The sequence below is a fragment of the Hwangdonia sp. genome (assembly GCF_048381975.1).
GTDB classification, from domain to species: Bacteria; Bacteroidota; Bacteroidia; order Flavobacteriales; family Flavobacteriaceae; genus Hwangdonia; species Hwangdonia seohaensis.
Map to the genome: position 1 here is coordinate 455074 of NZ_JBLWYT010000001.1, position 20153 is coordinate 475226.

The 20153-nt window shown below is 35.4% G+C and carries 19 protein-coding genes; 9 read left to right on the forward strand and 10 right to left on the reverse strand.

What is annotated here, in order from left to right; translation table 11 throughout:
* Positions 1 to 4 precede the first annotated feature (4 nt).
* Complete coding sequence (locus tag ACN5J7_RS01980) at positions 5 to 664, reverse strand: CBS domain-containing protein (protein WP_311937337.1); 660 nt, start codon at positions 662 to 664, stop codon at positions 5 to 7.
* A gap of 89 nt (positions 665 to 753) precedes the next feature.
* On the opposite strand from ACN5J7_RS01980, the gene ACN5J7_RS01985 reads away from it, so the two are divergent.
* From ACN5J7_RS01985 to clpX, 6 genes are all read left to right on the forward strand, one after another.
* Positions 754 to 1467, forward strand: a complete 714-nt coding sequence (locus ACN5J7_RS01985) for a pyridoxine 5'-phosphate synthase (protein WP_418602443.1) — start codon at positions 754 to 756, stop codon at positions 1465 to 1467.
* A 76-nt stretch (positions 1468 to 1543) separates the two neighbouring features.
* On the forward strand, positions 1544 to 2287 hold the full coding sequence (locus ACN5J7_RS01990; RefSeq protein ID WP_418602830.1) for an alpha/beta fold hydrolase: 744 nt from the start codon (positions 1544 to 1546) through the stop codon (positions 2285 to 2287).
* Between the two features lie 30 nt (positions 2288 to 2317).
* Positions 2318 to 2665: a phage holin family protein gene (locus ACN5J7_RS01995; RefSeq protein WP_418602444.1), complete on the forward strand. Its 348-nt coding sequence runs from the start codon at positions 2318 to 2320 to the stop codon at positions 2663 to 2665.
* A 143-nt stretch (positions 2666 to 2808) separates the two neighbouring features.
* Positions 2809 to 4137: a trigger factor gene (gene tig, locus ACN5J7_RS02000; RefSeq protein ID WP_418602445.1), complete on the forward strand. Its 1329-nt coding sequence runs from the start codon at positions 2809 to 2811 to the stop codon at positions 4135 to 4137.
* A gap of 218 nt (positions 4138 to 4355) precedes the next feature.
* Positions 4356 to 5030, forward strand: a complete 675-nt coding sequence (gene clpP / locus ACN5J7_RS02005) for an ATP-dependent Clp endopeptidase proteolytic subunit ClpP (protein WP_418602446.1) — start codon at positions 4356 to 4358, stop codon at positions 5028 to 5030.
* Between the two features lie 76 nt (positions 5031 to 5106).
* A complete protein-coding gene (gene clpX / locus ACN5J7_RS02010) occupies positions 5107 to 6339 on the forward strand; it encodes an ATP-dependent Clp protease ATP-binding subunit ClpX (protein ID WP_311937351.1) in 1233 nt (410 codons plus the stop codon).
* A 300-nt stretch (positions 6340 to 6639) separates the two neighbouring features.
* Here clpX and ACN5J7_RS02015 read toward each other — a convergent pair whose 3' ends face one another.
* Together ACN5J7_RS02015 and ACN5J7_RS02020 are read right to left on the reverse strand one after the other, a co-directional pair.
* Positions 6640 to 8265, reverse strand: a complete 1626-nt coding sequence (locus ACN5J7_RS02015) for an OmpA family protein (RefSeq protein ID WP_418602447.1) — start codon at positions 8263 to 8265, stop codon at positions 6640 to 6642.
* Positions 8266 to 8398: 133 nt separating this feature from the next.
* Positions 8399 to 9913 (reverse strand): GH3 auxin-responsive promoter family protein, encoded by a 1515-nt coding sequence (locus ACN5J7_RS02020; RefSeq protein ID WP_311937356.1) that lies wholly within the window; start codon positions 9911 to 9913, stop codon positions 8399 to 8401.
* Between the two features lie 164 nt (positions 9914 to 10077).
* Between ACN5J7_RS02020 and ACN5J7_RS02025 the strand changes: the two genes are divergently transcribed.
* Together ACN5J7_RS02025 and ACN5J7_RS02030 are read left to right on the forward strand one after the other, a co-directional pair.
* Positions 10078 to 10872 carry a DUF2797 domain-containing protein gene (locus ACN5J7_RS02025; RefSeq protein WP_311937360.1) on the forward strand — a complete coding sequence of 265 codons (795 nt, stop codon included), beginning with the start codon at positions 10078 to 10080 and terminating at the stop codon, positions 10870 to 10872.
* 67 nt (positions 10873 to 10939) lie between these two features.
* Positions 10940 to 11164, forward strand: a complete 225-nt coding sequence (locus tag ACN5J7_RS02030) for a hypothetical protein (protein WP_311937362.1) — start codon at positions 10940 to 10942, stop codon at positions 11162 to 11164.
* A gap of 196 nt (positions 11165 to 11360) precedes the next feature.
* Here ACN5J7_RS02030 and rpsU read toward each other — a convergent pair whose 3' ends face one another.
* From rpsU to ACN5J7_RS02050, 4 genes are all read right to left on the reverse strand, one after another.
* Positions 11361 to 11555 carry a 30S ribosomal protein S21 gene (gene rpsU, locus ACN5J7_RS02035; protein WP_316981883.1) on the reverse strand — a complete coding sequence of 65 codons (195 nt, stop codon included), beginning with the start codon at positions 11553 to 11555 and terminating at the stop codon, positions 11361 to 11363.
* 31 nt (positions 11556 to 11586) lie between these two features.
* Entirely contained in the window at positions 11587 to 12450 is an 864-nt protein-coding gene (locus ACN5J7_RS02040) for a sigma-70 family RNA polymerase sigma factor (RefSeq protein ID WP_418602448.1), read from the reverse strand.
* 264 nt (positions 12451 to 12714) lie between these two features.
* Positions 12715 to 15384, reverse strand: coding sequence for an AsmA-like C-terminal region-containing protein (locus tag ACN5J7_RS02045; RefSeq protein ID WP_418602449.1), 2670 nt, complete (start codon positions 15382 to 15384; stop codon positions 12715 to 12717).
* Between the two features lie 108 nt (positions 15385 to 15492).
* Entirely contained in the window at positions 15493 to 16197 is a 705-nt protein-coding gene (locus ACN5J7_RS02050) for a queuosine precursor transporter (RefSeq protein WP_311937372.1), read from the reverse strand.
* Positions 16198 to 16504: 307 nt separating this feature from the next.
* Between ACN5J7_RS02050 and folK the strand changes: the two genes are divergently transcribed.
* Positions 16505 to 17635 (forward strand): 2-amino-4-hydroxy-6-hydroxymethyldihydropteridine diphosphokinase, encoded by a 1131-nt coding sequence (folK, locus tag ACN5J7_RS02055; RefSeq protein ID WP_418602450.1) that lies wholly within the window; start codon positions 16505 to 16507, stop codon positions 17633 to 17635.
* A 214-nt stretch (positions 17636 to 17849) separates the two neighbouring features.
* Here the strand turns inward: folK and ACN5J7_RS02060 are convergent, their stop codons facing one another.
* The 3 genes from ACN5J7_RS02060 to ACN5J7_RS02070 all read right to left on the reverse strand — a co-directional run bounded on the left by ACN5J7_RS02060 (position 17850) and on the right by ACN5J7_RS02070 (position 20014).
* Complete coding sequence (locus tag ACN5J7_RS02060; RefSeq protein WP_311937380.1) at positions 17850 to 18374, reverse strand: T6SS immunity protein Tdi1 domain-containing protein; 525 nt, start codon at positions 18372 to 18374, stop codon at positions 17850 to 17852.
* Positions 18375 to 18825: 451 nt separating this feature from the next.
* Positions 18826 to 19485 carry a class I SAM-dependent methyltransferase gene (locus ACN5J7_RS02065; protein ID WP_311937383.1) on the reverse strand — a complete coding sequence of 220 codons (660 nt, stop codon included), beginning with the start codon at positions 19483 to 19485 and terminating at the stop codon, positions 18826 to 18828.
* Complete coding sequence (locus ACN5J7_RS02070; protein WP_311937387.1) at positions 19478 to 20014, reverse strand: RNA methyltransferase; 537 nt, start codon at positions 20012 to 20014, stop codon at positions 19478 to 19480. The genes ACN5J7_RS02065 and ACN5J7_RS02070 overlap by 8 nt, the downstream gene beginning before the upstream one ends.
* Positions 20015 to 20153 lie beyond the last annotated feature (139 nt).

Here is a 20153-nt window from a genome sequence, read left to right on the forward strand (position 1 = left end):
AAATCTATATGTCTAAATATTTTCTTAAATAATCCGATCGCTCTTTGAGGCTTTCGTTATAATTATCTCCTTCATGTCCAAAAACGATATTATAGCTGTATCTGCGGAAGGTTTGGGTGATGTCGTTTAAACTGGAATTGCTGATTTTCAGCGTAATTTGCACCACATCATTTTTAATTTTTGAAACAAAAGCGCCTAAAAGCTTGCCGTTGTTAGACTCGACAATTTGACTTATTTCGCTAAACGAATAATCCGTTAAACCTTTTTCAATAACCAAAATACCGCCAGCTTCAAAAAAGAACGGGGTTTCGTTAAAAAGACCAATAACGTCATTTAACTCATAATACCCCAAATACACATTCCTGTCGCTTAAAACCGGCATGATATTAGCGGCGTTTTTTGCAAAGGCTTCAAGCACATCCAACCAAATGGTGGTGTCCCTAACGTAAAAATCTTCAAGGGCGTAAGCGTATTCGCTAAGTAATTTGCCGCCTTCAAAACAATGTGCATCGGTTTCCGAAAAACTACCCAAATACCTGTTGTTTTCATCTTTAACCGGAATATGGGAATAGGTTAACTGATTAAACAACTGCTGTAAATCGCTTATTGTGCTATCGTTATTTAAAGGTTTTATGTCGTTTATTATGTATTCTGTAAGTTTCATTGCCTGACTATGTAAGTATGCAAATTAATCAAAAAAATAGTATATAAAGGTGTTCTACTTTGTATTTTTGTCTTGTAAAAAAGGGACAGATGACAAAGTTAAGCGTAAATATCAATAAAATAGCAACTTTAAGAAATTCGCGAGGTGGCGATATGCCCAATGTGGTGCAGTTCGCTAAAGATGCTCAGCGTTTTGGGGCAGAAGGTATAACCATTCATCCAAGGCCAGACGAGCGCCATATCCGTTATCAAGATGCACGCGATTTAAAACCAGAGGTTTATACCGAATATAATATTGAAGGCAATCCCATAAAAAAGTTTATAGATTTGGTTTTAGAAGTGGCGCCTACGCAAGTTACTTTAGTGCCCGATGCAGTTGATGCCATAACCAGCAATGCCGGTTGGGACACCATTAAACACAAAGATTTTTTGGTTGAGGTTATAAAGGAATTTAAACAAAACGGCATAAGAACATCTATTTTTGTAGATCCCGATTTAAAACAAATTGAAGGTGCTAAAAATACAGGAACAGATAGGATTGAACTGTACACCGAAGCTTTTGCGCATCAATACGATTTGGGGAATAAAGACGCCATAAAACCATATGTTGCATGTGCGGAATTGGCAAATAAGTTGGGCTTGGGCATTAATGCGGGTCACGATTTATCGTTGGAAAACATTGAGTTTTTTAAAGATAATATGCCTAATTTGTTGGAGGTTTCAATTGGGCACGCGCTTATTTCTGAAAGCTTATATTTAGGTGCCGAAAACGTGATACAGATGTATTTGCACAAATTAAAATAAGTAGGCAGTAAGTACTAAATAATTGATAAATACTAGTGAATTCGTGGCAAAACAAGATATTTTACATTCAAACATTATGGGGGAAGGGCAGCCATTTGTTATTCTACATGGCTTTTTGGGCATGAGCGATAACTGGAAAACCCATGGCAATAACCTTAGCGAACATGGTTTCGAGGTGCATTTGGTCGACCAAAGAAACCACGGGCGAAGTTTTTGGAGCAACACATTTAATTATGAAACCCTGGCCAACGATTTAAAACACTATTGCGAGGTACACGATTTGAAGGATATTATTCTGCTCGGGCATTCCATGGGCGGAAAAACAGCCATGTTGTTTGCGGCACAATATCCAGAATTGGTGTCTAAGTTATTGGTTGCCGATATTTCACCCCGATTTTACCCCATTCACCACGAAGCCATTTTAGAGGGCTTAAGTGCTTTGAATTTTGATGTGATAAAAAGCAGGGGCGAAGCCGATACCGTTTTAAGCGACCATGTTTCCAATTTAGGCATTCGTCAATTTTTACTTAAAAATCTGTATTGGGTTGAAAAAGGCAAACTGTCATTGCGTATTAATTTAGAGGTTTTAAGAGATGAAGTTGCCGAAATTGGCGAAGCGCTTCCAAGTTATGCAAGATTTGAAAAAGACACCTTGTTTTTACGAGGCGACCGATCGGAATATATTGGTGTTGATGATGAGCGCATTATTGCAAATTATTTCCCAAGCGCCAAAATAGTTACCATTGCAAATTCGGGGCATTGGTTACATGCCGAAAACCCGAAGGCTTTTTTTGAAGCGGTAATTCAGTTTGTTTCTTAGATTTTGTACATTTATTAAAATAATAAAATTATGAATCTTATTCTTAAACTCCTTTTAAACGCGGTAGCCGTTTTTATTTTAGCCCACTTGCTTTCCGGTGTACATGTTGATGGTTACACAGGCGCCTTAATTGTGGCCGTAGTGCTTTCGGTTTTAAATTTACTTGTAAAGCCCATTTTGGTAATTTTTACTTTGCCGGCCACCATCTTAACCTTAGGGTTGTTTCTGCTGGTTATAAATGCTATAATTATTCTTTTGGCTAGTAATTTAGTAAACGGTTTTTCGGTCGATGGTTTTTGGTGGGCATTGCTCTTTAGTATCCTATTGTCAATTTTAGAATCCATCCTGCATTCAATCTTAAAAGAAGATAAAAAATAGGCTGTAATTCAACGCATTAAAAACTTTGTTGGGATGTAAAAATATATTATTTTTGCATCCCAATTTTGATTACATAAATTATAGGTTTTAAAAAAAGAAACCTTTTTGTTAAATGCCTGATTAAAGGCTATATATCATTTAAAATGAACATTACAAGAGAAAACGTTGATGCGTTAAACGCGGTAGTAAAAGTAGATATTGCTAAAGAAGATTATAGCGAGAAAGTAGAAAAAATATTATCGGATTACCGTAAAACGGCTAATATTCCTGGTTTTAGAAAAGGACACGTGCCTATGGGTATGGTTAAAAAACAGTACGGAAAAGCGGTTTTGGTTGATGAGGTAAACAAGCTTTTACAAGATGCTTTGAACAAATATCTAACTGAAGAAAAGTTAGATGTTCTTGGGCAGCCCTTACCAAAAACACAAGATGAAATTGACTGGGATGCTGAAGGGTTTTCTTTTGAATTCGAATTAGGTCTGGCACCAGAATTTGAGGTTAACTTAAAAAGCAAAAAAGCCATTACGCAGTACAATATTATTGCTGATGATAAAATGATTGATGAGCAAATTGAACGTATTCAAAAACAATACGGGAAATTGGTATCTCAGGATACGGTTGAAAAAGACAGCGAAATTACGGGAACTTACACCAACGAAGAAAAAGAGATTGATAACACCGTAACCTTAACTTTAGATAAATTTAAAGGAAAAGCAACGGCGAAGCAATTTGTTGGCGCAAAAGTTGGCGACGTTATTGTTTTAAAAACAAAAGGACTTTATGATGATGAGCACGAGTTAATGCATGCATTAAAATTAGGTCACGACGAGGTTCATGGTTTGGATATTGAGGTGTCTTTCACAATTACAGAAATCAACAAACGCGAGTTGGCAGATTTGGATCAAGAGTTATTCGACAAGCTTTTTGGAAAAGAAGGCGTAACTTCTGTTACCGAATTAAAAGCAAAAATTAAGGAAGATGCCGAAAAGCAATTTGTGCAACAAGCCGATCAAAAGCTTTTAAACGACGTTACCGAATATTTAGTTGAAAACACAAAATTCGATTTACCGGCAGAATTTTTAACCAAATGGATGCAAACCGCGGGTGAGCAAGAAATGGACGAAGCGCAGGCCAAAGAAGAGTACGAGAAGTCTGAAAAAAGCTTGCGATACCAATTGATTGAAGGCAAGCTGATTGAGGAAAACAATATTCAAGTGACCATGGATGATATTAAAAATCATGCTAGGGAAATGATAAAAGGGCAAATGGCTCAGTTTGGTCAAATGAATCCGTCAGATAAAGAATTGGACGATATCGCTGCTAGGGTTTTAGGAAACCAAGATGAGGCACGTCGTATTTCAGAACAATTAATAAGTCAAAAATTATTAGCGCTTTATAAAGAAAAAGCAAACCTAAAAGTAAAGGAATTGAGTTACGAAAAGTTTGTTAAAGAAGTATACGGCGATAAATAAATCAAATAATAATTCCTTATATTTAGGCACTTAAATCGGCAGATTTAAGTGCCTTTTTATTCAACAAAATAATCCAATAAAAAAAGTTTGGCTTATTTTGATGCTAATCAACGGATTACAATCTGTTAAGAAGCAAGCTCACGGGGCAAGTATAAAGAAAGTCTTAATATTTCAAAGTATTATAATCTCGATTATCGAGTAAATTATTAAAATTAACTATGGATTACGCAAAAGAGTTTGAAAAATTCGCGATAAAAGATCAAGGAATTAGCAGTACGTATTACAATAAAATCATCAGTAGTATGTACCCAACAAACCTCACACCAAATATTATTGAAGAACGCCAAATGAACATCGCCGTTTTTGATGTATTTTCGCGTTTAATGATGGACAGAATCATTTTTTTAGGAACAGGAATTAACGACCAAGTTGCTAATATTGTTCAAGCACAATTACTGTTTCTTGAAAGTACCGATGCCTCAAAAGACATACAAATTTATATCAACTCTCCGGGTGGAAGTGTATATGCAGGTTTAGGTATTTATGATACCATGCAGTTTATAAAACCAGATGTGGCCACTATTTGCACCGGAATGGCAGCATCCATGGGCGCCGTGTTATTGTGCGCTGGCGAAAAAGGAAAACGCAGTGGTTTAACACACTCTCGTGTTATGATTCACCAACCACTTGGTGGTGCGCAAGGGCAAGCCAGTGATATTGAAATTACGGCAAGAGAAATTTTAACCTTAAAGGAAGAACTTTACAAAATAATTAGTAAGCATTCGGGTCAAGATTACGACAAAGTGTTTGAAGATAGCGATAGAGATTATTGGATGAAAGCCGATAAAGCTAAAGAATACGGTATGATTGATGAGATTTTAGTCCGTAGTTAAATAATTTTTTTGTAATTTTATAAGATTGTTATAGAGGGATTTATAAGAATTCTCATCTTCTTAAATATAAAGATTAATGGCAAAGGAAGAATTAGAATGCTCGTTTTGTGGGCGAAAAAAACCAGAAACGAATTTATTAATAGCTGGATTGGATGCTCATATTTGCGACCGCTGTATTGAGCAGGCGCATGGTATTGTGATTGAAGAATCCAAGCAAACCGATAGCAGTGACTTATCTGCTGAGTTGAAGCTAAGAAAGCCGCAACAAATTAAAGATTTTCTAGACGAATATATTATAGGACAGGACATGACCAAAAAAGTGATGTCTGTTGCTGTTTATAATCACTATAAAAGGTTATTGCAACCGCTATCAAATGATGATATCGACATTCAAAAATCGAATATTATTATGGTTGGACAAACCGGAACGGGAAAAACACTAATGGCCAAAACAGTGGCAAGAATGCTTAATGTGCCTTTGGCCATTGTTGATGCTACCGTTTTAACCGAAGCAGGTTATGTTGGCGAAGACGTAGAAAGTATTTTAACAAGATTGCTTCAAGCGGCCGATTATAATTTGGAAAAAGCGGAAAAAGGTATTGTTTTTATTGATGAAATTGATAAGATTGCCCGTAAAAGCGATAACCCATCTATTACGCGCGACGTTTCGGGCGAAGGGGTGCAGCAAGCTTTACTAAAGCTTTTGGAAGGTACCGTTGTAAATGTGCCACCTAAGGGCGGACGTAAACATCCGGACCAAAAATTTATTGAGGTTAATACCGAAAATATCCTGTTTATCGCCGGTGGTGCTTTTGATGGCATTGACCGTGTAATTTCTAAACGATTAAATATGCAAGCGGTTGGTTATAGCGCTTCCATGTCTGATGATGTGGTAGACCAAGATCATTTGCTTCAATATATTATTCCGAAAGATTTGAAGGATTTTGGATTAATTCCTGAGATTATTGGGCGACTTCCTGTGCTAACCTATATGGATCCGTTGGATGCTAAAACCTTGCGCGCTATTTTAACAGAGCCTAAAAACGCCATTATAAAGCAGTATAAAAAGCTGTTTGCCATGGACGATATAGAGTTTACCATTACCGATGGCGCTCTTGATTTTATAGTGGGGAAAGCCATTGAGTATAAACTTGGTGCAAGAGGATTACGTTCGTTATGCGAAGAAATATTAACCGATGCCATGTTTGAATTGCCAAGTAGCGACGAAAAGAAACTTAATGTTACTAAAATGTACGCTGAAGGCAAATTAACCAAAACCACAATAAAGAAACTCAAAGCGGTTTCTTAAGTTTTCAGGACTTAAAGACTATAAAAAAACCACGCAATTTGCGTGGTTTTTTGTTTTATGGATGTTAATTAATAATGGACACTATGACTAATTTTTTATTAGAATACAACAGTTTTTTAATGAGGATTGTTAAAAATATTATGTTGAATTTTTGTCGTATAGCAATTAATACGTTTTAAAAGTATATTTAATTATATAGTTCACAAAAAGTTTTTTAAGCTTTTAGATGATTAGACGAAATACTCGTTTAAACACTTTTTAACCTTGCATTTAGTCGGGTTTAATAAACAACGGTGTCCCTTAATCCAAAATAACAAACTCGATACGACGGTTAGATTGATGCTCCTCATCGGTACACGAATTGGTTTTGCAATCAATTAACGGTTTTGTTTCGCCGTAACCTTTTGATGATAATCTGCTTTTGGAAATTCCGTTTTTAATTAAATAGTTTACTGCAGATTTTGCTCTTTGTTTAGATAATTTCAAATTATAAGCATCGTTGCCTCTAATATCGGTATGTGCATTAATAGCTAGTGTAATATCTGGATTATCATTTAGTACTTTTATGATTTTATTTAACGAAATAGTCGACTCTTCTTTAATACTGTACTTCGCAAAATCGAAATAAATATTTTCCAACACAATTCTTAATTCATCATCAACTTCGGCAATCACGGGTTCGGTAGTATTCAGCTCTAAATCTTTATTGTATGTTGTATCAAAATTTCTATTTGCTAAAAATTCAAATGCAGCATCTTTAAAACCATCTTTTTCGGTGTGCAACGTGTACAATTCAAAAGGCACAATATTGTCAAAGTTAAATGCCCCGGAGGCATTTGTCATTTGTCTTGCTACTTCATTGTTGTCTTCATCTTTTAATATGATAAGCGTATTTGGCAATTTGATTTTTGTAACCAAATCAATGGCTTTTCCTTGTATAGATTGAACAATTTCGTCATTAACCGCTGTATAAATATCAAAACTGCCTTTCCCGTTGGGTTTGTTTGAAGACACATAACCTTTGGTTTTTGTGGCTAAAAAATAGGCAATTTCGTCGTAACTGGTATTGATGGTGTTTCCAAGATTTCTTGGTGCTTTATACGAATCACTCAGAATTCTACTTACAAACAAATCATAACCACCAAAACTTTGATGCCCTTTTGAGGAGAAATATAAATGTTTCCCATCCATAGATAACGATGGGTATTTTTCATCGGAAGTGGTGTTAATGGAATGCCCTAGATTTTTAGGTGTGTCTAAAGTGCCATCGGCCTTAACGTTGGCTACATAAATATCGTAGCCGCCAATAGATCCGGGCATATTAGAAGCGAAATAAAGCTTGTCGCCCCTTCGGTTTAAAAAAGGCGTTTCAATGGAAACATTGTTTTTATTAATGCTTAGCAGTTCCACATTAACCCAATTTCCGTGCGAGCCTTCTTCCAGATTGGCTTTGTATAATTTATATTCGAGTGAATTTTTTCGGTTACTTCTTGTAAAATAAACGGTTTTTTGATCTGGTGAAAACGTAAGTTGGTCTTCATTATCGTTGGTGTTCAATATCCTTGAAAATAATAAAGGCCGGCTTAGTGTTCCGTTTTTACTAATATCCAAACAAAACAATTCTTTGTAAGCTTCGTTTGTGTTCACATCAATTTTTGCTAATCCACCCAGTTTTTTGGTCGACACCAAAATGAGTTTATTTCTAAAAAAACCAGTGCCAATTTCTGAGTATTTGGTATTAACGCCAGCATCTAAAAGCTCAAAATCAAAACCGTTAGCACCAATGTCGATAGGTGAAACTGAAGTATTATTAGTATATGTTAAAGCGGATTTTGAGGTGTTGATATTTCCTGCGATGAGATTTGACCCTTGGCTAAATATTAAATTTGAGATAAGACAAATGATAACGAATACCTTGGTTTTCATTTTAAAAGAGGGTTTTGGATTAATTAGGAATTTAAAAATAGTTGTTAATCCAATATAAAATGAAATTTACTAGACTAAGTACGATTTAATTCGTTAAGTCATTGTTTGTCAGCGGCTTTTGATCGTTGAAAATTTAGGTATTTAAACGCAGCAAATCATCTAAATAATCCCTGGTGTTGGAGAGTCTGGGTATTTTATGTTGGCCGCCTAATTTGTTGTTCTCCTTAAGCCAATCATAAAATAAGCGTTCACGAGCCATGTGTATTTTAGGTTTGTTAAGGGTTAAGTTGTTGTAGCGTTTAGCTTCGTAATCTGAGTTTAACGCCTTTAAAGTATTGTCGAACAATTCATTAAAATAACCCAGGTCTTTTGGTGGTGTTTTAAATTCAATCAGCCACTCGTGTGCGCCCTTTTCTTTGCCGTTCATAAAAATGGGTGCAGCCGTGTAATCTACAATTTCAGCTTTGGTGCGCTTGCACACTTTTTTCAAGGCATCTTCGGCATTTTCAATAATAAGTTCTTCGCCAAAAACATTAATATGGTGTTTGGTTCTGCCGGAAACCTTTATTCTATACGGATGCAAAGAAGTAAACCGAACGGTATCACCAATTTTATAACGCCATAAACCGGCATTTGTGGTGATGACCACCGCGTAATTCTGGTTGAGCTTTACGTCGCTTAACGGAATAGCTTTTTCTTCCGAAGTTGCATAAACATCCATGGGAATGAATTCATAAAAAATGCCGTAATCCAACATCAATAATAATTCACTTGAATTGTTTTGGTCTTGAATGGCAAAAAATCCTTCTGAAGCATTGTATATTTCGTAATACTTAAAACTGTTTTTAGGCAGTATTTTTTTGTATTGATCGACATAAGGCGTAAAACTAACACCGCCATGAAAGTACACCTCTAAATTGGGCCAAACATCAAATAAACTCTGTTTGCCCGTGGTTTTCAAAACATTGTTTAATAGCACGAGCATCCATGAGGGCACGCCGGCCAAACTGGTAACATTCTCGTTTATGGTTTCATCAACAATAGCTTGCATCTTATATTCCCAATCGCTCATTAACGAGACTTTGTTGCTTGGGGTGCTGCTAAATTCTGCCCAAAAAGGCATGTTGTCGATTAAAATGGCCGACAGATCACCAAAAAGAGTACCGTTTTCTTTGTACAATTCCTTACTTCCGCCCAAGCGTAAACTTTTGCCCGTAAACAACTGCGAATCCTCGTTATTGTTGAGATACATGCACAACAAGTCTTTTCCGGCGGCGTAATGGCAGTCTTCTAAAGATTCGCTGCTAACCGGAATAAATTTACTTTTGGCATTGGTGGTGCCGCTAGATTTTGCAAACCATTTTATGGGACTCGGCCAAAAGATATTGGTTTCACCCCTGCGCGATCGCTCAATAACATCCTGCCAACCTTCGTAGTTTTTTATAGGTATACGCTCTGCAAATGTGCTGTAATTGGTAATGGACGCAAAATCGTACTGTTTGCCAATTTCGGTATCTTTAGCAGTGTTTATAAGGCTTAAAAGCAATTCGTTTTGTACTTCGTTTGGGTATTTTAAAAATAAATCGATTTGATGAAATCGTTTTTTTAAAAACCAAGAAGCAATAGAATTTACTAAAGGAATTGGCATATTTATTTTATCTTTAAGTTCTTAAAAATAAGACTTTTTTTTATGAAATGCGTATCAAAAATTAACATTTAGGTTTTTCAAATAAATGTTTGAAATTTTGATGCGAATTCCTGAATGTGATAAAATTTTTGTTACATTCTGAAACAATTAAAAATTTTAAACAGATGACCTACCAAGGTGTTTTAACAAAAATGGAAACAGAGTTTTCGCAACCCATTCAATATTATTTGGTGTTTGAAAACGATTTTTTAAACATGAATCAGCTGTTGAACAAAACCATAACTATGCAATTTGTTAAATATCAGTGTTTAAATTGCGGATTGGATAAGCCCATTTACCGACAAGGCTTTGATAAGCAATGTTTTTTTGAAGTGCCTCAAGCGGCAGATTGGATTATGCGCCCCGAATTAAGTACGGCACATTTGGGTAAAGAAGACCGCGATTTGGCCTATGAAAAGAAAGTACAGTTGCAGCCACACATTGTGTATTTGGCAAATTCCAGTAACGTAAAAGTTGGAGTTACCCGAAAACAGCAAGTGCCGACACGTTGGATAGATCAAGGCGCACACGAAGCCATTGAAATTGTAGAAGTACCAAACAGGTATTTGGCAGGTATAACCGAAGTAGCTTTAAAAGACCATGTGGCCGATAAAACCAACTGGCGGAAAATGCTTAAAAACGATGTGGAAGATGAAGATTTAGTAGAGTGGCGTGAGCGACTGAAGCAATACATTCCGGATGAGGCTAAAGACTATTTTATCGAAAATAATACGGAAACAAACATAGATTTCCCTGTTTATAAATATCCTTTAAAACCTAAAAGCTTGAATATTATCAAGCAGCAACAATACACTGGAACGTTGGTTGGATTAAAAGGCCAATATTTAATATTTGAAGACGATACCGTTTTTAATATTCGCGCCAATGAAGGCTTGGTTGTTCAAATAAGCTTGCCGTAGTTTTATACTATTTTTAACGCTGTAAATTTTCATAAAACCCTGTTATTTAGTAAATTGAAAGTAAAAAATGAAAATTACAGGTATATTTTATGTTGTTATTGCAACACTCTTGTTGGTAACGTTAACCATTATGGCGTCACTAAACATGCCTTTTAACTGGGTGTTTTATCTTATGTGTTTCGGGCAGCTTTTTGTGGTTATTACGGTTTATAAGGTTTTAAAAGACAATTATACAACCACTAAAACTTTTGATGATTTTTATGAAGACAACCCTATAGGCTATAGAAGCTAGCCGTTTTTTAAAAGCATGTTGGAACCTTTGGAAATTTACTAATAAAGCGGCTGTCTAAAAAAAAAGTGAATATTTAACCTAAACGATAGTTTGAATGCACAGATTTTATTGCATTGAAAAATTGGCTTAGCTCAAATTAACAAGCGTTAAGCCCTTTTTTTAGACAGCCTTTATGTTTTGTAAAGAAACTAGAAAACTATATATCTTCTTGATCTCGTAACCTTTGAATGTAAGCGGCTTTTTGAATTTCGCGACGTCTTTTCACTGAAGGTTTAGTAAAAAACTGTCCGTCTCTTAAATTCTGCATAACTTTAATGTTACGGTGTTTTCTTTTGTAACGTTTTAAGGCGCGTTCGATGTTTTCGCCATCTTTTACAATAATTTTTAGCATATATTTTTTTTAATGGTTTCTTGTTTTAGGACTATCCTAAATACGTTTTTAATACTTTACTTTTAGAGGTATGTCGCAATCTGCGGATACCTTTTTCTTTTATTTGTCTTACGCGTTCGCGTGTTAACCCAAACGAAATGCCTATTTCCTGAAGGCTCATGGGATGCTTTTTACTTATGCCGTAATAGTTTCGTATTACCTCGGCCTCTTTTTCCGATAATGTGTCCAATGCTCTATTTAACTCTATGTTTAAGGAATCTCTCATTAAACCATTATCTGGTTTTGGCGATTCATCAGACATTACAACATCGTACAAACTAAATGTTTCCCCTTCTTTTAAAGGCGCATCCATTGAAACATGTCTGCCAGAAATCTTCAAAGACTGCTTTACGTTTTTAACCGAAAGGTCTAGGTTTTTAGCAATTTCTTCAGCACTCGGCGCTCTTTCATGCTCTTGTTCTAAAAATGAATAAGCCTTGTTTATTTTATTTATAGAACCAATTTTGTTCAAAGGTAATCTAACTATTCGAGATTGTTCTGCTAAAGCTTGAAGAATTGCTTGTCGAATCCACCAAACAGCATAAGAAATAAATTTAAAACCTCTGGTTTCATCAAATCGTTTGGCCGCTTTTACTAAGCCAGCATTGCCTTCGTTAATTAAATCGGGTAACGATAGGCCTTGATTCTGGTATTGTTTTGAGACTGAAACAACAAAGCGCAAGTTAGCGGTTGTAAGTTTATCTAATGCTTTTTGATCGCCTTGGCGAATTTTTTGAGCCAACTCCACTTCCTCATCTGCGGTAATTAACGGTATTTTGCTAATATCCTGTAGATATTTATCAAGCGATTTAGACTCTCTATTAGTAACTTGTTTGGTGATTTTTAATTGCCTCATATCTATTTATATAAAATTTAAAAAATTATCGCCATACAACATAACTTTATATTTTATAAAACCTAATTTTTAACCATTTTTTATGTAAAAACGGGCAAAAACGAACAAAATTTAGTGTTTTTTTAAAGATTTTGGGCAATTTTAAAGATTTTGGGTATTTGTATTCCAAAATTGAAGCCTTCAAATAATTTTAGATAAACACTTCATTCCATTATATTTAATAAAAATATTGTTCGAATGATAAATTTGGGCAATTCCTAACAACTAATTAACCGTATCCGTTGCTTTTTTCTTTTCGCCCAATAAACCTCCAAGCACATTTTTAACCGCATCATTGGTATTTGTTTTTGTAGAATCTGTTGGTGTTTTGTTTTTATTGATAATACCACCTAAAACATCTTTAACCGTATTGTTTTGTTCTTTTTTAAGCGAGTCGGTTTTGGTTTTATTGTTGCCAATAACATCACCAATTAAATCCTTTACTTTGTCTTTGCCTTGATTTAATAGTTTTTGTTTTTCAATCTCAATAAGTTGTTTTGTTAGGCTGCTAATGCCACTGGTTAAATCGGTTTTTACGGTCGGACTCGTGTAAGAGCCACCAATATTGGCCGTAACGGGAATGGCGATATTTTTAGCTTCTTCGGTGTTGATTCTTCCAATTAACTGGTTGATCTCGCTGCCTAAATATTTTGCGGGTACGTTAAAAATAGCGCTGTAATTTAGGGTTTTATCGAAACCGTGGGAGCCCGAAACATTAATTACAATATCGTCGTATTTTATTTGAAATGGTTTTACGCTTACTTGTCCGTTGGCGAATTCCAGTTTGGTTTTTAAATCCTTTAAATCCAATTTTTTAAAGTCTATAAAATTTAGTGCGCCTTCAAGTTTTGTTATCAATTCACTTTGGTTTGCGCCAATTCGAGTTGCTAATAATTCCGCGAAAGCGTTACCGGACATGCTAACCAAATCGGGTGAAAATGTTTCGTCTAATTTACCCGAAAGATTAATGGTTGTATTTAATTTACCAGCGAGCAATTTGGCTACGGGCGCTAAATTTTGAAGCAATTCCATGTTGTTAAACGATTGCGCAATATCAAACCCATTAGCGCCCAAATTTAAATTAAAAGTGGGTGTTTCGCTTTTTGTTGACACATCGCCGGTAATCGATAACGCGCCGTCAAATATACTGGAGGTCATGTTCTTTAAGGTGGCTTGCTGGTCTTTAATTAACAGCGTGCCTTTAACATCCTTTAAATTTAAATTGTCGTAAACCACGGTTTTGGCATCGGCATTAATGGTACAATCCAAAAAGGCGGGAATTTTTAGCGATTCGGTATTTGTTGTCGTTTTGTTTTCAGCGGAAGCTTCATCTTCTTTCATAAAATCACTCACTTTAAATACGTTGGAATTCACGTTAAAATTCCCTTGCAAGGTGTTGTCGCTCAATAAAAAACCCAGTAGATTTTTAATCGTTCCGGTAGCGTTTAAATCGCTATCTCCCGTTTTGGCTTTAAAATGATTTAACGAAACCGTTCCCGGATTAAAGGTCATATCTGCTTTTGAAATATGAATGGGGTTTACAATATCTTCCGATGAAAACACAAAATCGGTAATGCTGGCCGAACCGTTATTTTTAATACGCTCATAAGCATTGGTTTCAATGGCTTTCATGTCAAAAGAAGTATTGATTTTTCCTTTTAAAATACCGCTCAACGCATTATCCAATTCAATGGGGTACACTTTGGTAATGTTGGCTAAATTTAAAACCCCGTCAATATTGGCGTTAACCAACATGTTTTTGGTGATGTTTTTTAAGGTTGCCGACGATTTAAACACATCGTCATCAATTTTAAAATCGAGTATATCAATGGCTATAAACGTATCATCTACATTGCCCGTGGTGTTTTTTATTGATGTATTTATGGAAATATTGCTCACACGTTTTGGCAAATCGGGATATTTAAACGAGGCGTTGTTTGAAGTGATAGTAATGTCTAAATTAGGAATGGTTTCATCCGAATTCAACCCTTTTATAATACCGCTTATTTTAAAATCGCCCGTCGTTTGTACATCGTCAATATTTTTTGAATAGGCTTTTGGAATCACCGCCAAGAAATTTTTAAAATCAGATTCCGGGTTTTTAAAAGTGATATCGATCTCCTGTCCGTTTTCCAACAGCTTCACAAAACCTTGAAACTCCAAAGGCAAATCGTTAATAAAACCTTTGTTTTCTTTAAAGGTGTAAATGCTGTTGTTTAAATCCAACCCAATTAAAGCATCCAATTTTACGGGGTTGTTGCTTAAATAGGTAGTGCTATCCATGGTAATGCTCAAATTGGCTTCACTTTTGGTGTTTAATTCTGACGCTTCCGCGGAAAAAATACCGTTGCCTGTATGGTTTATTTCAGATACGTGGATGATCATATTTGAAGCTTCATCCAAATACGTTAACGCACTGTTGTTGATGCTGTACTCTTCAAGATTAAAGGGAAAACTACTTGATGGTGTTTCGGTTGAAGCCTTTTCTTCTGCTTTGGCAATATCATAATTAACATCGCCAAATTTATTTGTTTTTAAGGTTAATAAAACTTCGTCGGCATCAATGGAATTTACGGTTATCGGGTCGTCGTCGGCTTTTTTAAACAGCTCTTTAATAGGCATGGTAAACGCGATGTTTTTTGCGGTGGCCAACGTTTCGTCTTTAAAAGGCGCAAAATTGGTAATCACCAAATCGCTTACGCTAACATGGGCTTGCGGGAAGCTACTGATAAAACTTAGGCTAACATCGCTAAACTCCACTTTGGCATTGACGTTCTCGTTTATAAATCGCTTAACCATGTCTTTAATTTGGCCTTGAAACGCAAAAGGAATTGCAATTAAAAGTACAATGATAATTAGTAATGTAATGCCAATAATTTTTAAAGCTTTTTTCATAAAAACGAGTTTATATAAATATACGAGTGTGTTTGTGTTTAAGTTTAAATAACTAAAAAGTTTAATAAAAGTTTAACCTTAACGAAAGTAATATTAACTTAAAAGAAATTAAAGTAAATCTATCTCTTCATTTACCTTTAAATTAAAACGTTTTCTGAATAAATATACGCCCAAATATAAAAAAGGCGTGTCGCAAGCGGCTACAAAAACCTTAAATAAAAACCCGCTAACCAATAAGCCTTTAAAAAGACTCCAGGGCAAAACCTCGAAAAAGCACAACAGAAAAACAACCGAAAAGGTATCGACAAATTGCGATAACCACGTCGAGAAATTATTGCGCAGCCAAAGGTATTTGCCACGGGTGAGTTTTTTCCAGAAATGATAAATTTGAATATCTACAAATTGCGCAAATAAATAGGCCGTCATGCTGGCGCCAACGGCTAAAATGGTTCGGCCAAATACTTTTGTAAAAATAGAATCGTTAATGGGCGAATCTGCAAAAGCGGGAACCACATCGGCAACATAAACAATTAATACCGAAAATAAAGAGGCAAAAATACCGGTAACCACTACTTGATTTGCCCGCTTTTTACCGTAAATCTCGCTAATTAAATCGGTGATTAAAAAGGTAATGGGATAGGGTAAAATACCAACCGACACAATAAAAAGTTTGCTCCCAAAAACCTCAATGTCCAACGGGTGCCAATAAAAAAACTTTTGAAAAATCAAGTTTGAAACCACCAACGATGTTATAAATAGCGCCCCTAAAAGCATGTAAATACGCTGTGCCGCAAGTTTGTCTTTTAATGTCATATAAATTGTGAATAAATAATTTATTGTCAGTTCGAGTGATGCGACGCAGGAGCATTGTATCGAGAACTTGTCTGATTCTATATACTTATTTTAATTGTTTTAAATTTTGATTTCTATAGCTTCTCGATACAATACCGATGAAAAAACCGGAATCACTCAAAGTGACATTCGTTATTCATTATTGTCAGTTCTAAACAAGTTTGAGTGATGCTACACAAGAGCATTGTATCGAGAACCAATAATTGTGAATAAATACGTCTCGTAAATATAAAGGATTAAAAATTGTTTTAGTTAATTTGCTTTCTCAATGAAAAAACCAACTACATTTTATATTGCATTAGGCAGCAACAAAGGCGATAAATTTAAAAATTTACAAAACGCCATGGATGCCATTCATAAAAAGATAGGGCATATAAAACTGATTTCGAAAGTTTATAAATCGCCTGCTTTTGGTTTTGAAAGTGATGATTTTTTTAATGCCTGTGCGGTATTGGAATCGCATTTGAGTGCGGAACAGGTGTTACAGGAACTGTTGTCTATTGAAACCGCTTTAGGGCGCACCCGAAAAAAGAGAGCGGGTTATGAAGCCCGAACCATTGATTTGGACATTGTTTTTGCCGAAACCCAAATTATCGATACCCAAACACTTCAAGTGCCGCATCCCGAAATGGAAAAACGCAGGTTTGTACTGCAACCGCTTAACGATATTGCATCTAAAATAAAGCACCCCAAAAACCATAAAGTCGTCTCGGTTTTGTTGGCGGAATGTGAAGACGAATCGGTTTTGGAACCCATTAATATTTGGTTGAAAAATCCGAGCAAAGTCTATGATTTTTCAAAATACAACTACATTGCCATTGAGGGGAATATTGGCGCCGGAAAAACCAGTTTAGCTACTAAAATGGCGCACGATTTTAATGCGAAACTTATTTTAGAACGTTTTGCCGATAATCCGTTTTTGCCTAAATTTTACGAAGATGCCCAGCGTTACGCCTTTACTTTGGAGATGAGTTTTTTGGCCGATCGCTACCAGCAAATATCAGACGATTTGGCGCAACTCGATTTGTTTAAAGATTTTATCGTGAGCGATTACGACGTGTTTAAATCGCTTATTTTCTCAAAGATTACTTTGGCTGAAGATGAGTTTATGTTATACCGAAAGCTTTTTAATTTGATGTACAAAGATTTAAAAAAGCCTGAATTATACGTGTATTTGTATCAAAACACCGAACGGTTGCAACAAAACATTAAAAAACGCGGACGCGATTACGAGCAGAATATAGACAACGAATACCTGGAAAAAATAAACGCGGGTTATTTGGAATTTTTAAAAACCCAAAGCGATTTTAATGTAAAAATCATTGATATTTCCGACAGGGATTTTGTTGAAAATCGAGGGGATTATTTATGGGTTTTGGATGAGATTTGTGGGATGTGATTTTGGAGTTCCGCTTATCGGTTTTGTATATGAAACGTAGCGTGTAAAAAGACACTAACTTTTCGGATTAATATAGAGCCAAATTTTTATATTTTGTTTTAGTTTTTCTCTTTTTAAAGCCAAATTAAAAATTTGGCGGACTTTCTAAATATAAAAAACCTTTCGGTTTTGTACTTATTAGCTATGTTTTATACATCGTGTTGTAAAACGTTTTTTATTCGGTTGTTGTTAAATTGACTTTTGTTCCGTCTGGCAAATCTTTAATTTGTTTATGAATTTGTCCGCTTAATTCGAAATGAACTTCAATATCAGTTAATTCAAAATTTTCTGGCTCATATTCTCCACCTAAAACGGGCAATTTTTTATATCCGTAAAGATGCTTTTCGGTTAACTCAAGTCCGCTTTCTTTTAATTTTTCTATAAGTCCAATTAAAAACCATTCGTCAACTTGTTCACTGTCTTTTAGTTTAGATTTAAACTCTTCGATGTTGTCAGCCACTTTTTCGAAAATTCCCTCTCCAACATTAAGCCAAAAGCAGAACCCTTTTTCATCAGCAAGAAATAAATCCCCAATACTAGACATTAAAATTGGTTTTTTATCAGTTCCGATTAACCAACTCCAACTTTCTGTCAACCGATTTTGGTCAATGTGTTTAAAATCAATCTTTAAGTCGTTCCAAGTAATTTTCATTATTCGTAGATTTTCCCAATATAAATTATTTCTGCAAAATTTTTCCAACTTGCCTCTTCAGAAAACCCACTGTCCTTTGTGCCAGCGTGTATAGCATCAAGAAGTGAAGCAATATCATTATGTTCCCAACCATTATGTCCGGATGAATAAGGTGATGATGGTTCTAATTTTCTTTTTCGTCTTCCTCTCTTTTGTCAAGCATTAGAGCTTTGATAAATTCAAGAAAAGTATCTAAGGAGTTAACTCTTTCTATTAGTTTAAATGGTTCCAATCAGTTTTTCATTAAATGTTTTACCATGGTTTTTGCATATCAATCTGTTTCAATGATTAATATCCACCGATAAGCGAAGTTAATTTTTTTTAAAATTAGAACCAAGTTGAATTGTAAGTTAATTTTGTCATTCCTGCGAAGGCAGGAATCTACATTTCAGTTTCGATTATTATTGGATTCCGTGTCAAGCACGGAATGACAAAAACGAGTTCACTCAAAAAACCACCGCTAAAACACCTCAAACAACGTCGTTACAATACGTCCTTTTTTATCATCCAAAACATACTTGTTAAGTTGTTTTTCATTTTTAATCTTAAAATTAAAAGGCGCTTCCAAAATGTTAACACCGCTGTTTTGTTTTAGCCGAATCCCTTGCCCGGAAATGATGTCTTTGTTCGGGGTAAAGTTACCCAAAGGTATATGTTCCGTTAGAATGATGTATTTATAAGTTTTTAATTTTTTTAAAATGTTTTGTATTTCAGCATTCGATAAATGCTGCAAAACTTGCCGTAAAATAACGCAGTCTGCTTGGGGGAGTGCTTCTTTTGAAATATCCAAATAGCGAAACTCTAAGTTGTCTTCTTTAAATAATGTTTTATTTCTTTCAATAAGGGATTCAACAATATCTACGGCACTATATTTTTTAGTGTATTTGGTGAGTTGCTTGCCGATATTAAAATCGCCACAACCTAAATCGCATACCGTTAGCGGGTTTGTAAAAGATTTTAAAAATGTGGAGACCGCCTCTAAATATGGCTTTGTGATTTCTGGATTGTGCGAGCCTTCTCCCGAATAAAAATCGGTCTCGTTTCCGCCCCAAAGATGCCTTTCGTAAATTTGATGCATCACTGCTTTTGTGGGCCAAGGCTGTTTTGGTTTTTTAGTCACTGCAATTAAGTTTGCTAAACAAATCCCAAACCACAACGCCACAGCTCACCGAAATATTTAAAGAATGTTTGGTGCCAAATTGAGGAATTTCAATAACCACATCGCTAATGTTTACCACATTTTGGGCAACACCTTTTACCTCGTTGCCAAAAACCAAGGCGTATTTGGTGTTGGGTAAAACTGTAAAATCGTTAAGCATGGTGGCATTTTCGGCCTGCTCAATCGCACATATTTTTACGTTTTCGGCTTTAAGTTTTTCAACCACATCTAAAGTGTTTTCGGCGTATTCCCAATCTACCGTTTCGGTACTTCCCAATGCGGTTTTATGTATGTCTTTATGCGGAGGCGTTGCCGTAATGCCACACAAATAAATTTTTTCGATTAAAAAGGCGTCACTGGTTCGAAAAACCGAACCAATGTTATTTAAGCTTCTAATGTTGTCGAGAATAATGATTAACGGTGTTTTTTGGGCGTCTTTAAAAGCATGAATGCTTAATCGGTCTAATTCGCTATTTTTTAGTTTGCGCATTGAATATCGTTTTTTTATTTCCGCGAAGGCGGAAATCTTAATTTTATTTATTCGCCATGAAAGCACGGATATTTTCTTAAACCCATACAAATCTTTTCAAGTCAATCATTCGTGTATTCGCAGCGACCTAAAAGTTAGT